The 13,472-nt window shown below is 71.8% G+C and carries 11 protein-coding genes; 6 read left to right on the top strand and 5 right to left on the bottom strand.

Features of this window, described 5'->3' with window-relative positions; all coding sequences use genetic code 11:
- Positions 1–46: 46 nt before the first annotated feature.
- Positions 47–1,492, bottom strand: coding sequence for a carbohydrate porin (locus BMY19_RS19690; protein ID WP_100252683.1), 1,446 nt, complete (start codon positions 1,490–1,492; stop codon positions 47–49).
- Between the two features lie 122 nt (positions 1,493–1,614).
- Between BMY19_RS19690 and BMY19_RS19685 the strand changes: the two genes are divergently transcribed.
- Positions 1,615–3,213 carry a gamma-glutamyltransferase family protein gene (locus BMY19_RS19685; protein WP_100252682.1) on the top strand — a complete coding sequence of 533 codons (1,599 nt, stop codon included), beginning with the start codon at positions 1,615–1,617 and terminating at the stop codon, positions 3,211–3,213.
- Positions 3,214–3,370: 157 nt separating this feature from the next.
- On the opposite strand, the gene BMY19_RS19680 is transcribed toward BMY19_RS19685, so the two are convergent.
- The 3 genes from BMY19_RS19680 to BMY19_RS19670 all read right to left on the bottom strand — a co-directional run bounded on the left by BMY19_RS19680 (position 3,371) and on the right by BMY19_RS19670 (position 6,126).
- Positions 3,371–4,228, bottom strand: coding sequence for a class I SAM-dependent methyltransferase (locus BMY19_RS19680; RefSeq protein WP_100252681.1), 858 nt, complete (start codon positions 4,226–4,228; stop codon positions 3,371–3,373).
- 11 nt (positions 4,229–4,239) lie between these two features.
- Complete coding sequence (locus tag BMY19_RS19675; RefSeq protein ID WP_020093675.1) at positions 4,240–4,749, bottom strand: OsmC family protein; 510 nt, start codon at positions 4,747–4,749, stop codon at positions 4,240–4,242.
- 258 nt (positions 4,750–5,007) lie between these two features.
- Complete coding sequence (locus tag BMY19_RS19670) at positions 5,008–6,126, bottom strand: aminotransferase class I/II-fold pyridoxal phosphate-dependent enzyme (protein WP_100252680.1); 1,119 nt, start codon at positions 6,124–6,126, stop codon at positions 5,008–5,010.
- A 90-nt stretch (positions 6,127–6,216) separates the two neighbouring features.
- On the opposite strand from BMY19_RS19670, the gene BMY19_RS19665 reads away from it, so the two are divergent.
- From BMY19_RS19665 to BMY19_RS19655, 3 genes are all read left to right on the top strand, one after another.
- Positions 6,217–7,482 carry an adenosylmethionine--8-amino-7-oxononanoate transaminase gene (locus BMY19_RS19665; protein WP_100252679.1) on the top strand — a complete coding sequence of 422 codons (1,266 nt, stop codon included), beginning with the start codon at positions 6,217–6,219 and terminating at the stop codon, positions 7,480–7,482.
- Between the two features lie 134 nt (positions 7,483–7,616).
- Positions 7,617–8,006, top strand: coding sequence for a response regulator (locus BMY19_RS19660; protein WP_020093672.1), 390 nt, complete (start codon positions 7,617–7,619; stop codon positions 8,004–8,006).
- 135 nt (positions 8,007–8,141) lie between these two features.
- A complete protein-coding gene (locus BMY19_RS19655; RefSeq protein WP_244534965.1) occupies positions 8,142–8,714 on the top strand; it encodes a MarR family winged helix-turn-helix transcriptional regulator in 573 nt (190 codons plus the stop codon).
- A 9-nt stretch (positions 8,715–8,723) separates the two neighbouring features.
- Here the strand turns inward: BMY19_RS19655 and zigA are convergent, their stop codons facing one another.
- A complete protein-coding gene (gene zigA / locus BMY19_RS19650) occupies positions 8,724–9,944 on the bottom strand; it encodes a zinc metallochaperone GTPase ZigA (RefSeq protein ID WP_100252677.1) in 1,221 nt (406 codons plus the stop codon).
- Positions 9,945–10,129: 185 nt separating this feature from the next.
- Between zigA and BMY19_RS19645 the strand changes: the two genes are divergently transcribed.
- Positions 10,130–12,274, top strand: a complete 2,145-nt coding sequence (locus tag BMY19_RS19645) for a TonB-dependent receptor (protein WP_170863006.1) — start codon at positions 10,130–10,132, stop codon at positions 12,272–12,274.
- A 207-nt stretch (positions 12,275–12,481) separates the two neighbouring features.
- Positions 12,482–13,468 (top strand): helix-turn-helix domain-containing protein, encoded by a 987-nt coding sequence (locus BMY19_RS19640; protein ID WP_100252676.1) that lies wholly within the window; start codon positions 12,482–12,484, stop codon positions 13,466–13,468.
- The last annotated feature ends 4 nt before the right edge of the window (positions 13,469–13,472 follow it).

The raw sequence follows: 13,472 nt of genomic DNA, 5'->3' as shown, positions 1-13,472 counted from the left end.
AGGCGGAGGCCCGGGAGCGTTCCGGGTGCCGCGGTCGCAGGCCGGCTCAGTACTGCACGGTCGCGCGCAGGCCGAGCACCGCCGCGTTGCGCAGCCGGCGCCCGTCCGGACCGGCGATTCCGGCACCCGGCCGGATGACGTACTGCGCGTCGGGCTGCACCGTGAAGCCCGGCACGACCACCGCCTGATAGGTCGCCTCGATCACCGCCTCGGCGCGGCGGCGCGGCATCGGCATCCCGGTGTAGAGGATCGTGTCCCGGTCGGCCCGCTGGGCGTCGTCGCCGATGCGGGCGTAGGCGAAGCTGAGTCCGATCGTGTCGTCGTCGCGCCCCTCGAACAGGCCCTTGTAGGCGAGGCCGGTATCCACGTAGGCGTCGATCAGGCTCGAACGCGTGGGCGACCACGCCGCGCGCACGAAGAAGCCCAGGCCCTCGTCGTCCTTGCCGGATTCCCGGTAGAGGGTCTGGTCGTAGATCGCGTAGAGGCCGGCATTGCCGCGCACTGGCCGGCCGATCCCGGTGGCGTTCGGGTCGGCCAGCGGCACGCCGGTGATGTCGAAGCGCAGGCTGTCGAACCGGCCGAAATGCTGCCAGCCGCCGAGGGTGATGTCCCCGGGCAATCCCCGGGCGCCGGGCGCGATGTTGTACGCGTAGGTGGCCTCGGCGATGACCAGGGCCGGATCGCGCAGGCGGAAATTCGTGCCCGTCCGGTCGAGGCGCTGCGCCTCCGGATCCCGACCGGGGCGGTTCGCGCCGGCCGGATCGCCGTCGTAGAGGCCGATCTGCAGGGAGAAGCCGTTGCCCGGCACGTACTTGGCCCGGATCGCCGGCGCCGCGAGCGGGTAGGCCGGGCCGCCGCTCGGCAGGTCGAGCCCGGTGATGGCTGGCCAGCCGAAGGTCGAGTTCACGAACAGGGTCGCGGTCTGGCTGACGAAGAACTCGGTATCGGCGGCCTGCTGGCCGATCCGGATCCCGAGCTTTCCGTCCATCAGGCTCTGGTCGAGCCAGAGCACGTAGAGCCGCGTCGACGGCAGCGCCTCGATGACACTCGTCGTGAGCAGGTTGCCGACGTAGTAGCGCGACAGGCCGGTGCCGTGGATGAAGTAGGCGTTGGCGTGGACCGTCGCGCCCTGCCAGCCCGCGAGCTTGTCGAGGTCGAGGTTGAGGCGCAGGTTGAGGCGGTCCTCGACGATCGCGCCCTGCCGCAGGCCGCCGACCGGGTTGCCGAGCACGTCGACGATGTAGGTCAGGCTGTACTCGATGCCCCGCTCCTTCAGGACCGGGCGGATCCCCAGCGGATCGCCGAGCGGGCCGAGCGAGGGTTCGACCGAGCGGACGTAGCCGCCGGAGGCTTGGCTGGTGGTCTCCGGCTGGGAGACTGAGACGCGCGGATCGGCGCCCGCGCCCTCGAAGACCGAGGGCACGTGCTGCTGGGCAGCGGCGGGCACGGCCGACAGGGCCAGGGCAAACAGGGCTATGAACTTCCGGACCATGGGCCGCTAGTCGGCGACAGTGCGGGCCGCAGAATAGCACGGCGTGCTGGTCGAACACGCTCGACCTTTGCAGGAGCCGCGCGCTCGCCTAACCGTGCGGCCGGTACACCACAGGACCGTCGATGCCCGAGACCCCCGTCTTCACGTCCGCCGCCGTCGCCGCGCCCCACAGCCTCGCCGCCCAGGCCGGCCAGACCGTCCTGGCGCAGGGCGGCAACGCCATCGAGGCGATGGTGGCGATGGCCGCCTCCATCGCGGTGGTCTACCCGCACATGAACGGCATCGGCGGCGACGGCTTCTGGCTCGTGCGCGAGCGCGGCGGGCGGGTGCGCGGCATCGAGGCCTGCGGTCCGGCCGGGCGCCTCGCCACGATCCCGCGCTATCGCGAGAAGGGCTACGACGCGATCCCCGCCCGCGGCCCCGACGCGATGGTGACGGTCGCGGGCGCGGTGGGCGGTTGGCGCCTCGCCCTGGAGCTGGCGCGGGCGCTGGGCGGCCGCCTCCCGCTGGAGACCCTGCTGGCCGACGCGATCGCGCAGGCGCGGGCCGGCGTCCCGGTCTCCCCGTCGGAGGCGCGCTACGTGCCCCAGGAACTCGACACCCTCCACGACGCCCCGAACTTCGCGCGGACGTTCCTGAAGGACGGCAAGCCGTTCCCGGCCGGCGAGACCCGGAGCCTCCCGCTGCTCGCCGCCACTCTGGAGCAGCTCGCCCATGCGGGCCTCGGCGACTTCTACCGCGGCGATATCGGCCGGGAGATCGCCGCCGACCTGGAGCGCCTCGGCGCGCCGGTCACCCGGGCGGATCTGGAATCCTTCGCGGCGGTCGAGCGGGCGCCCCTGTCGATCCGCCGCCGCGACGCGACGCTCTACAACTTCCCGCCGCCGACCCAGGGGCTCGCGGCGCTCCTGATCCTCGGGATCTTCGACCGTCTCAACATCGCAGAGCCCGAGACCACGGCCCATTACCACGGGCTGATCGAGGCGACGAAGCGGGCCTTCGCGATCCGCGACCGGGTGGTCACCGATTTCGCCCGCCTGCGGCATGATCCCGCCGCGTTCCTGTCCCCGGACCGGCTCGCCCGCGAGGCCGCGCTCGTCGACATGGGCCGCGCCGCCCGGGTGCCCCTGCCCGATCCCGGTCACGGCGACACGGTCTGGATGGGCGCCATCGACAAGGACGGCCTCGCCGTCTCCTACATCCAGTCGGTCTACTGGGAGTACGGCTCCGGGACGGTCCTGCCCGCCACCGGCATCTGCTGGCAGAACCGGGGCATGTCGTTCTCCGTCGACCCGAAGGCCGTGAATCCTCTGGAGCCGGGCCGGCGCCCGTTCCACACGCTGATCCCGGCGCTCGCCGCCTTCGACGACGGGCGGGTGATGAGCTACGGCAGCATGGGCGGCGACGGGCAGCCGCAGTTCCAGGCCCAGATCTTCACCCGCTACGCCGATTACGGGATGTCGGTGGCGGACGCGGTCGACGCCCCGCGCCTGCTCTACGGGCGCACCTGGGGCGCACCCTCCCTCAGCGTGAAGGTGGAGGACCGGTTCGATCCGGCCCGCATCGCGGCCCTCGGCCGACTCGGCCACGAGATCGAGGAACTCGGCGGCTCCTACATCGACTCGCTCGGCCATGCCGGCATGCTGGTCCGCCATCCCCGCAACGGGCGTATCGAGGCGACCCACGACCCGCGCTCGGACGGCGGCGCGCTGGGTCTCTGAGGCCGTTTCCGATCGACCGCTTCGGCGGCCGTCGCGCCCTTCGTCATCACGCGCGCAGCGCAGTGACCCAGGGCAGCGGGACGCCCCGGATCGTCGCGCGGGCTGGATCGCTTCGCTCCGCTCGCGAAGACGGTGAGAGCGAGCAGCGCCGCGGAACCTATCCCGCCTGGACGAGCCAGCAGGCAGCGCGCAGGCGCACGGCGCCGCCCGCCGCGTGCCGCCGGAGGGCCTCCGCCACGGCCGCCTCGGCGCGCGCCCGGAGATCCGGCGCGGCCTCGCGGAAGAGATGGGAGCTCGGCCCGAGGTTCAGGGCGACGTGGGTGGCCGCCGCGACCGCCGCCGCGTCGGTCTTGCCCTGCCCGAGGACGATGTCCCGGTCGAGGGCATCGCAGGTGACGGCGTCGAACCCGGCCCCGCGCAGGAGCGCGACGAGCGGGTCGGCGTCGGCGAAGCGGAACGGACCCGGCGTGTCGGGCTGCGGCGGCGGCGGCACCTCCGGCAGGAGCGGCAGCACCGCGTCGCGCGGCACGCCGACCCACAGGTTCTCGGCGAGGGGCCGCCAGCACAGGAAGGTCATCCGGCCGCCCGGCCGGAGCATCCGGCGCACGTTGGCGAAGGCGCGGGCGGAATCCGGGAAGAACATCACGCCGAATCGCGACACGACGTGGTCGAACCGGCCGAGATCGGCCGTCTCAACATCGGCCTCGACGAACCGGAGCGACACGCTTGCGGGGGCCTCCGCCTCGGCGCGCTCCCGCCCCACGGCGAGGAGCGGCGCCGAGATGTCGGCGCCCGTCACGCTCCCGGCGGGCCCGACCCAGCGCGCGGCCTCCAGGGTCGTGGCGCCCGCGCCGCAGCCGATGTCGAGTACCGTCTCGCCCGGGACGAGCCCAGCGCGGGCGAAGAGCGCCTCCGTCAGCGGGACGAACATCGCGTCGAGGACGGCCTGATTGCGCGCCCAGCGCGTACCGACCTCGCCGTTCCAGTACTCGGCCTGGGTGATGCCGCCCGCCATGGTGCGCTCCGTCAGGCCGTCGTCGCGGCGACCGACAGTTCCGGCTTGTGGTTGAGGGTCTGGAACACGACGCAGTAGCGCTCGGTCAGCTTCAGGAGCTGCGCGAGCTTGTCCTCCGGCGCGTCGGTGTCGAGCTCGAAGAACAGGCGGATGTTGCGGAAGCCCACCGGCGCCTCCTTGTCGACCCCGAGGGTGCCGCGGAAATCGAGGTCGCCCTCGGCGCTGACCGTGCCGGCGCGCAGCGGGATCTCCAGGGCGGTCGCCACCGCCTTGAGCGTCACGCCCGCGCAGGCGACCAGCGCCTCCAGCAGCATGTCGCCCGAGCACAGCTCCGCGCCCGAGCCGCCCGTGGCCGGATGCAGCCCGGCCTCCGCGATGGCGCGGCCCGTCTCGACCTTGCAGGCGATCTTGGTGTCGTCCAGCGTGCCCCTGGCCTTCAAGGTGATGACCGCCGCGTCCGGCGCGGTGCGGTACTTGTCCTTGATCGGAGCCTGGAGGGCTCGCAGCGCGGTGGCGTCCATGGCGTCGTCCTCTCGATGATGTCGCCCGACCTCGGGCAGCCGGATCGGGTTCTCGATGCGCGAAACGCCTTAGCAGGTTGTCGCGACGCCCTCACCGTCTTTGCGAGCGCAGCGAAGCAATCCAGCGTGGCGCCACGATCCCAGGGGTCGTGCCGCCCTGCCTAGCTTCGCTGCGCTCGCAGAGACGAACGGTGTCCGCAGCCGCTTGTTCGGCCCGCAGATATGAGAATCGGCGCGATCACCGAGAAGCGCCCGCGCTCAACCGATCAGGGCGGCCACGGCCTCCGCGAGGGCGTCGACCTGAGCCTCGTCGTGGGCGGCCGAGAAGGCGACCCGCAGCCGCGCGGTGCCGGCCGGCACGGTCGGCGGGCGGATTGCCACCACGAGGTAGCCCTGCGCCTCCAACGCCGCCGAGATGTCGAGCGCCGCCTGCGCCTCGCCGACCAGGACCGGCACGACCGCGCTCTCGGCCTCCGGCAGGCCCAGGCGGGCGGTGAAGCGCCGGGCGAGGGCGAGCGGACGGGCCCGGCGCTCTGGCTCCGCCTCCAGGATCGCCAGCGCCTCCAGGGCCGCGGCGGCCGAGGCCGGTGGCAGGCCGGTGGTGTAGACGAAGCTGCGGGCACGGCTCGTCATCAGGTCGATGACCGGGCGCGAGGCGCAGAGATAGCCGCCATACGAGCCGAGCGCCTTCGAAAGGGTGCCCATCTCCAGGGGCGCCCGCGGTCCGTCCTCGACCACGCCGATGCCGTGGGCGTCGTCCACGAGCGTCCAGGCGTCGAAGGATTCGGCGATGCCCAGGATGTCGCCCAGGGGCGCCCGGTCGCCGTCCATGCTGAACACGCGCTCGGTCAGCACGAGGGCGCGCCCGTGGTGCGGCCGGTGCTCGGCGAGCCGCGCCGCGAGGTCGCCGGGATCGTTGTGGCGGAAGGTCAGGACCCGCGCGCCCGAGAGCCGCGCGCCCGCCCACATGCAGGCGTGGGACAGCTCGTCGAGCAGGACGAGGTCGCCCCGCCCGGCGAGCGCCGGGGTGATGCCGAGATTGGCGAGGTAGCCGCTGCCGAAGACCAGAGCGGCCTCCGTGCCCTTGTGGCGCGCGAGGCCGGCTTCCAGGGCGCCGAGATAGGGGTGGTCGCCGGTCACGAGCCGCGACCCGCCCGCCCCCGCGCCGTGGCTCGCGACCGCGGCCCGGGCCGCCGCGATCACCCGCGGGTGATGCGAGAGGCCGAGATAGTCGTTGCACGAGAAGGAGACGAGCGCCCGTCCCCGCCGCGCCGCCGCGGCGCCGGCGCCGCGCGCCGTCGGCACCAGCTTGCGGCGCAGGCTGCCGGCCTCGAGGGCGTCGAGTTTCCCGGTGGCGAAGGCGTCGAGGCTGTCCATGGGGACGGGGATGGGCGGTGCCGCGAAGACAATGTCAAGCGGCGCGTGCCGGTCCTTGACCCCCGTCCGAGGCCACATCATGCCAGGCGCATGACCTTCGCAACGCCCGCAGGCCATCTCTGGCGGCCCTACACGCAGATGCGCCGCGCGGCACCGCCCCTGGAGGCGGTCGCGACCCAGGGCACCCGCATCCGCCTCGCCGACGGGCGCGAGCTCGTGGACGGCATCGCCTCCTGGTGGACCGCGGTGCACGGCTACAATCACCCACACATAGCGGGCGCGGTGGCCGACCAGCTCGCGCGCATGCCCCACGTGATGTTCGGCGGCCTCACCCACGCGCCGGCGGAGGCCCTGGCCCGGCGGCTCGCCGCCCTGCTGCCGGGCGATCTCGACCACGTCTTCCTCAGCGATTCGGGCTCGGTCGCCGTGGAGGTCGCGCTCAAGATGGCGGCGCAGATGTGGATCAACCGCGGCGTCACCGGGCGGACGAAGGTCCTCGCGTTCCGCGGCGGCTACCACGGCGACACGATGGGGGCGATGTCGGTCTGCGACCCCGAGGAGGGCATGCATCGCCGCTTCGGTGCCTACCTGCCGAGCCAGATCTTCTGCGACCTGCCGCGCAGCGCGGCCGAGACCGCGGCGCTCGACGCGGCCCTGGCGGCCCATCGCGACACCCTGGCGGCGGTGATCGTCGAGCCGCTGGTGCAGGGGGCCGGCGGGATGCGGACGCACCCGCCGGAGGTGCTGGCGACGGTCGCCGGGCTGGCGCGCCGCCACGGGCTGCCGCTCATCGCCGACGAGATCTTCACCGGCTTCGGGCGCACAGGCAGCCTGTTCGCCTGCGAGCAGGCGGGGATCGTGCCCGACATCCTGTGCCTGTCGAAGGCGCTCACGGGCGGCACGATGGCGCTCGCCGCCACGGTCGCCCGCACGGAGGTGTTCGCGGCGTTCTGGTCCCAGGATCCGGCGGCGGCGCTGATGCACGGCCCGACCTTCATGGCCAATCCCCTCGCCTGCGCGGCGGCCAATGCCAGCCTCGACCTGTTCGAGACCGAGCCGCGCCTGAGCCAGGCCCGCGCCATCGCGGAGCGCCTCGCCGCGGGGCTGGAGCCGCTGCGGCGTGTGCCCGGCGTGGCCGATGTCCGGGTCCTCGGGGCCATCGGCGCGGTCCAGTTCGCGCGGGCGCCCGATCTGGCCGTCCTGAAGGCGGAACTGCTCGCCCGCGGCGTCTGGGTGCGGCCCTTCGGCGACATCGTCTACCTCACACCCGCGCTCACGATCGATGCGGCGGATCTCGACCGGCTCATCGAGGCTGTCGCCGGGGTGGTGACCGAGCTGGCGCCGGCATCGACATGAGGCCCGCGCGTTCCACTTTCCCGTGACGAGCCCCCGTGCCGGCCTGCAACCCGGGACCGTTTCTGCCGTTGGGCCTACGGCTGGAGATGCGTGCGGCGGCCCGCGCGGCCGGGTGCTGCCGAAGGGAGTACACAGTGGCGAGCGAGCAGACGGGTTCGAGCGGCGATCGGCCGGTAATCCTCCTCGTCGAGGACGAGGCGCTGACGATCATGGACCTCGGGGACGTGCTGGAGGAAGGCGGCTACGACACCGTCCAGTGCGCCTCGGCCGAGCGGGCGCTCAGCATCCTGCAGGCGCGCCCGGACATCTGCGGGCTGGTCACGGACGTGCAGCTCTCGGGCAAGACCGACGGCTTCGACCTCGCGAGCTCCGTGGCCGAGGCGCGGCCGCAACTGCCGATCCTGATCGTGTCCGGGCGCGCGGCCCCGGACCCGGCCCGCATGCCCGAGCATGCCGAGTTCATCGCCCGTCCCTGCACCGGCGAGGACATCCTGGACCGTCTCCAGCGTCTCATGCACTGCTGAGCGGGCCTCCGCGCCAGCCCCGTCATCGCACCGTCACCGGTCGGCGCCACAGGGACCTGGGCGGCCGCTTGATGGGGGTGGACGGTGCAGATTCAGGATCGTCCGGCGGCCGCCGGCTCTAATTCGGGCGCTCCGGTGGGCGACAAGCAGAAGCGCGATCATCAGGACGAGGCCGCGGTGCTCGGACTCCCGTCCAAGAAGCTGAGGCCGCCCGGCGTGCGCAGCGTCGGCTGGGCGCTGGTGCAGGCGGCGCGCCTGCACCGGTCACGGACCGGCGATCGTCTGGCGAAGCTCGGCCTGTTCGCCGGCCAGGAGCAGGTGGTGCAAGCGCTCGCAGCGGCCGGCACGATGACGATGGGCGATCTCGCCGCCCTGCTGCGTGTCCGGCCGCCCACCGCCTCCAAGACCGTCACGCGGCTCGCGGCCCTCGGCATCGTCGAGCGCCGGGCCGAATCGGGCGACGGCCGCGTGGTGCGGGTCCAGCTCACGGAGACCGGCAGGGCCATGGCCGAGGCCATCGAGCGGATCCAGGAGGAGGTCGAGGCCGAGTTGCTCGACCACCTCGACAAGACCGACCGCCGCCGCCTCCGGAAGCTCCTGCGCAAGGCGGCCCGCGGCCTCGCGGAGGCGGCCGGCGCATCCGGTCAGACGACCGAGGCGGATGCCGAGATCGAGGCCGAGGACGAGGCGGAAGCGTTGGCGACCTGACCGTCGCCCTCAGGCCGCGCGGCGCCAGGCCGGGAACGGGTCCGGCAGGCTGCGATAGGGCGCGGGATCGAACGGCGCCCGGTCCGCGCCGGTCTCGAGCAGGCAGGCGTCCAGCGCTGCCGTGAGCGCCGCGGCGTCCATGCCGGTGCCGATGAAGACCAGCTCCTGGCGCCGGTCGCCCCAGACCTCGCTCCAGACGTCCCGGAGCCGCGCCTGGAACTCGGGCGCCTCCGGCCAGCGCCGCCGCGGCACGGCCGACCACCAGAACCCCATCGCCGAGACCCGGGCCACAGCGCCCGCCAGGGAGAACTCGCCGACCCAGTCCGGCCGGGTCGCGAGCCAGAAATGGCCCTTCGCGCGGATCAGACCCGGCCACGTGGCGTTGACGAAGGCGTTGAAGCGCTCCGGGTCGAAGGGCCGCCGGGCTCGGTAGACGAAGGAGGCGATGCCGTACTCCTCGGTTTCCGGCACGTGCGCGTGGGCGCCGTAGAGTTCCTTGAACCAGAGCGGGTGCTGCTGCGCCTTCTCCTCGTCGAAGAGGCCGGTGTCGAGGATCTCGGCGAGCGGCGCGCGCCCGTGATCGGTCTCGAGGATGCGGGCATCGGCGTTCAGGCCGCGCACGACGGAGCGCACCAGCGCGAGGTGCTCGGCCGGCACGTCGCGCGCCTTGTTGATGACCACCACGTCGGCGAACTCGATCTGCTCCACGAGCAGGTCCACGAGCGTGCGCGTGTCCTCGGCGCCCGCCGTCTCGCCGCGCTCGCGCAGGAAGGCGGCCGAGCCGTAATCCTTCAGCAGATTCACCGCGTCGACCACGGTCACCATCGTGTCGAGGCGGGCGAGATCCGAGAGCGACCGGCCGGCCTCGTCGCGGAACGAGAAGGTCGATGCGACCGGCAGCGGCTCGGCGATGCCGGTCCCCTCGATCAGCAGGTAGTCGAACCGCCCCGTCTCCGACAGCCGCCGGACCTCGGCGAGCAGGTCGTCGCGCAGGGTGCAGCAGATGCAGCCGTTGGTCATCTCGACCAGGGTCTCGTCGGTCCGGGACAGGTCGGCGCCCCCGGCGCGGACCAGATCGGCGTCGATGTTCACCTCGCTCATGTCGTTCACGATGACCGCGACGCGGCGGCCGTCGCGATTGTTGAGCACGTGATTGAGCAGGGTCGTCTTCCCGGCCCCGAGGAAGCCGGACAGGACGGTAACGGGAAGGCGGGTGTCGCGCTGGGTCATGGCGCGATCAAAATGTTATAACGTTTCAAAGTCAACCGGCGTCTTGAGCTTGTGCGGGCGCGCCGCCCGGATCGCTGTTGCAACGATGTAACGTTTCTCGGCCGTGTCCGACACCGGCGGGATTAACGCTTGCACCGGACCGAGGCACCGCAACAATGAAACGATATAACACTGTGTGAGTCTCGATGCTTCCCACGCGCCGCTTCGGCTTCCTCGCCAGCACGGTCCTGTCCTCGACCGTCTGCGCCGGCCTCCTCACGCCCTCCGCCGCGCGGGCGCAGCAGGCCGTCGCCCTCGACGAGATCAGCGTCACCAGCCCGAGCCCGATCCAGCCGTCGCGCGGCGCGGTCGCGGCGGATGCGGCGGTGCCGATCGGCGTCCTGCCGGTGGCGACCAACACGTTCTCACCGGTGACGGTGGTGACCCAGGACCAGATCGCGCGCGACCAGCCCCGGACCCTGGGCGACGCCCTGTTCGACCGTCCGGGCATCTCGGGCACGACCTACGCGCCGGGTGCGGCCTCGCGACCGATCATCCGCGGACTCGACAATGCCCGGGTGCGGATCCAGGAGAACGGCATCGTCAACGGCGGCGTGTCCGACCTCGGCGAGGATCACGCCGTGCCGGTGAACCCGCTGGTCTCCGACCGGATCGAGGTGATCCGCGGTCCCGCGACCCTGCGCTACGGCTCGGGGGCCATCGGCGGCGTCGTCTCGGCCGACAACAACCGGGTCCCGACCTTCATCCCGGCGAACGGGGTGCAGGGGCAGGTCACCAGCGGCTTCTCCAGCGTGGATAACGGCCGGCTCGGGGCCGCCACGGTGGACGCCGGCGGCGACGGCATCGCGGTCCACGCCGACGGCTTCAAGACCGCCAACGACAGCTACGCGATCCCCGGCGGGATCCAGCGCAACTCGTACAACGAGTCGCAGGGCGGCGCGGTCGGCATCTCGGCGATCGGCGACCGCGGCTTCGTGGGCATCTCCTTCAGCCACTACGACGCGGTCTACGCGATCCCCGGCGGCGTTGCCGAGCAGGACCGGACCCGCCTGACCCCGAACCAGGACCGGGTCCTGTCGCGGGGCGAGTACCGTCCGCTCGACGGGCCCTTCGAGGTGATCCGCTACTGGGCGGGCTACTCGGTCTACCGCCACAACGAGGTCGGGATCGGCGACGACGGGATCGAGGGCGTCCAGGCGATCTTCAAGAACCGCGAGGCCGAGGGCCGCCTGGAACTCCAGCACGTCCCGGTCATCACCGAGTTCGGCAGGCTCACCGGCGCTCTGGGCTTCCAGTCGGACCGGCGCGTGATCAACACACAACTCGAATCGTTCCTGCCGAAGACGGAGTCGCGCGCGAACGCGGTCTACCTCTTCGAGGAGCTGGAACTGCGCCCGGGCACGCGGCTGCAGGCCGCCGGGCGCTACGAGGTCGACCGGCTGTCGAGCACGGCGGCCCAGTTCCCCTCCGACTACGTGCCGGTCGACGGCCAGGAGCCGTTCCAGTACGCCCGGACCCGGCGCTTCGCCCCGAAGAGCGCCAGTATCGGCGCCCTGCAGGACCTGCCCTACGGCTTCGTGGCGAGCCTCACCGGCTCCTACGTCGAGCGCGGGCCCACGGGCTATGAGCTGTTCTCGCAGGGCCCGCACGACGCCACCGCGACCTTCGAGATCGGCAACCCGAACCTCAAGAAGGAGCGAGCCCGGACCGTCGAGGCCAGCATCCGGCGGGCCGAGGGGCCCTTCCGCCTGGACGCCACCGGCTACTTCACCCGCTACACCGGCTTCATCTACCGGAACTACACGGGTCTGACCTGCGACGACGACTTCGCCTCCTGCGGCGTCGGCACCGACAACCGGCAGATCGTCTACCAGCAGCAGAACGCGACCTTCTACGGCGCCGAGATCATCGGCCAGTACGACCTCGTGCCGGTGGGCAACGGCTTCGCCGGCGTCGAGGCGCAGTTCGACTTCGTCCGCGCCCAGTTCGACAACGGCGCGAACGTGCCGCGCATCCCGCCCTACCGGCTCGGCGGCGGCGTCTACCTGCGGGCCGACGGATGGTTCGCGCGGGTGAACCTGCTCCACGCCTTCAGCCACGACGCCACGGCGGTGTACGAGACGCCGACCCCCGGCTACGACGACCTGCGCGCCGAGCTGAGCTACACCAAGGCCGTCGATCCCGCGGTCTACGGGGCGAGCGCGATCACCCTCGGCCTCCAGGGCCGCAACCTCCTGAACGACGATATCCGCAACTCGACCTCGTTCAAGAAGGACGAGATCCTGCTGCCGGGGCGGAACGTGCGGCTGTTCCTGACGGCGCGGTTCTAGGGTCGGACATCAGGCCGCGTGATCGTGATGATGCTCGAGAGGGATGGATCATCGCCGGCCCGCTTCCGGACGGCGCTGTTTGGCCGGGCGCCGCTGCTCCGCCCCTTGTCCCCCGTCTAACCTGTTGTGAAGGTAGATTATATACAATAAACGCCGGGGTTCCCGATCTTCGCCACCGGGTGGCGACAGGGGTGCCCAGGGCGGCGGATGCAACCGTTTTTCTCGACAGATGGGATTCATCCCAGAAACGCGGTCCGCCAATGGCGGGAACTGGTCTGCGAGCGGCTCGTGCCTGCCGAGATCGAGACGCCGGACGGTCTCCCGTTCCAGGGACGGCTGGACGTGACGTGTATCGGCGCGATGCCGATCTCGCATTTCTGGCACACAACCGTGCGGACCAGAATCACGGACGCCGAAGCGCGACGCCGCGGGAACCCCGATCGGGTTTTCGTGCTCCTGAAGCTGTCCGGACGGGATACAATCCAGCAGCTTGACCGGGAGGCGAAGACCAAGCCGGGCGACCTCATCTTGCTCGACTCGAGTTCATCCGTGATGGAGGCGGAGACCGGCGACTCCTTGGTCATCGATCTGCCGCGCCAGCGTTTCGAGACCGTTCTGGGCCCGTCCCGACTCTACACCGCGCTCACGGCCGCAGCACACCTCGCCTCGACGACCCTGACGGGCTCGTACCTTCAGGAACTCGTCCGGGTCAGCGATCGCCTCACTCCTGACGCGGCCGAGCGCATGGCATCGATCGGCGTCGACCTGATCGTGGCGAGCCTCGCCGAACGGATGGCGCAGGAGGCGCCGCGTTCCATCCACGGCAACGTCACGGTCCAGCGCGCCAAGGCCTATGTCGAGGCGAACCTGAGCGACCCGAACCTGGACCCGCCCCGGCTCGCCGCCGCGATGGGCGTGTCGTTGCGGCGGCTGCAGGAGCTGTTTCATGAGCGCGGCCGGCACATCTCCGACTACATCTGGGGACGCCGCCTGAAGGCGGCAGCCAAGCGCCTGGGCGACCCGGCCTGCGCCCACCTGTCGATCGGCCTGTTGGCTTATGGCTGCGGTTTCAGCAGCCAGGCGCATTTCGCGCGCCGCTTCAAGGATCGCTACGACGTGAGCCCCCGTGAATACCGACAGGCGCACAGGCCGGACGTGGAGGTATCTGCGTCCGCCTTCGGGCTGTCGTCCTGATGCG

The organism is Methylobacterium sp. UNC300MFChir4.1 (assembly GCF_900110155.1).
In the GTDB taxonomy this organism is placed as follows: Bacteria; Pseudomonadota; Alphaproteobacteria; order Rhizobiales; family Beijerinckiaceae; genus Methylobacterium.
The sequence above is the reverse complement of the archived record's forward strand: the minus strand, read 5'-3'. Positions and strand labels throughout refer to the sequence as shown.

Excerpts from the sequence above, each read along its gene's own strand:
- BMY19_RS19690 (WP_100252683.1), bottom strand. The coding sequence starts at position 1,492 with ATGGTCCGGAAGTTCATAGCCCTGTTTGCCCTGGCCCTGTCGGCCGTG.
- BMY19_RS19685 (WP_100252682.1), top strand. The coding sequence starts at position 1,615 with ATGCCCGAGACCCCCGTCTTCACGTCCGCCGCCGTCGCCGCGCCCCAC.
- BMY19_RS19680 (WP_100252681.1), bottom strand. The coding sequence starts at position 4,228 with ATGGCGGGCGGCATCACCCAGGCCGAGTACTGGAACGGCGAGGTCGGT.
- BMY19_RS19675 (WP_020093675.1), bottom strand. The coding sequence starts at position 4,749 with ATGGACGCCACCGCGCTGCGAGCCCTCCAGGCTCCGATCAAGGACAAG.
- BMY19_RS19670 (WP_100252680.1), bottom strand. The coding sequence starts at position 6,126 with ATGGACAGCCTCGACGCCTTCGCCACCGGGAAACTCGACGCCCTCGAG.
- BMY19_RS19665 (WP_100252679.1), top strand. The coding sequence starts at position 6,217 with ATGACCTTCGCAACGCCCGCAGGCCATCTCTGGCGGCCCTACACGCAG.
- zigA (WP_100252677.1), bottom strand. The coding sequence starts at position 9,944 with ATGACCCAGCGCGACACCCGCCTTCCCGTTACCGTCCTGTCCGGCTTC.
- BMY19_RS19645 (WP_170863006.1), top strand. The coding sequence starts at position 10,130 with ATGCTTCCCACGCGCCGCTTCGGCTTCCTCGCCAGCACGGTCCTGTCC.
- BMY19_RS19640 (WP_100252676.1), top strand. The coding sequence starts at position 12,482 with ATGCAACCGTTTTTCTCGACAGATGGGATTCATCCCAGAAACGCGGTC.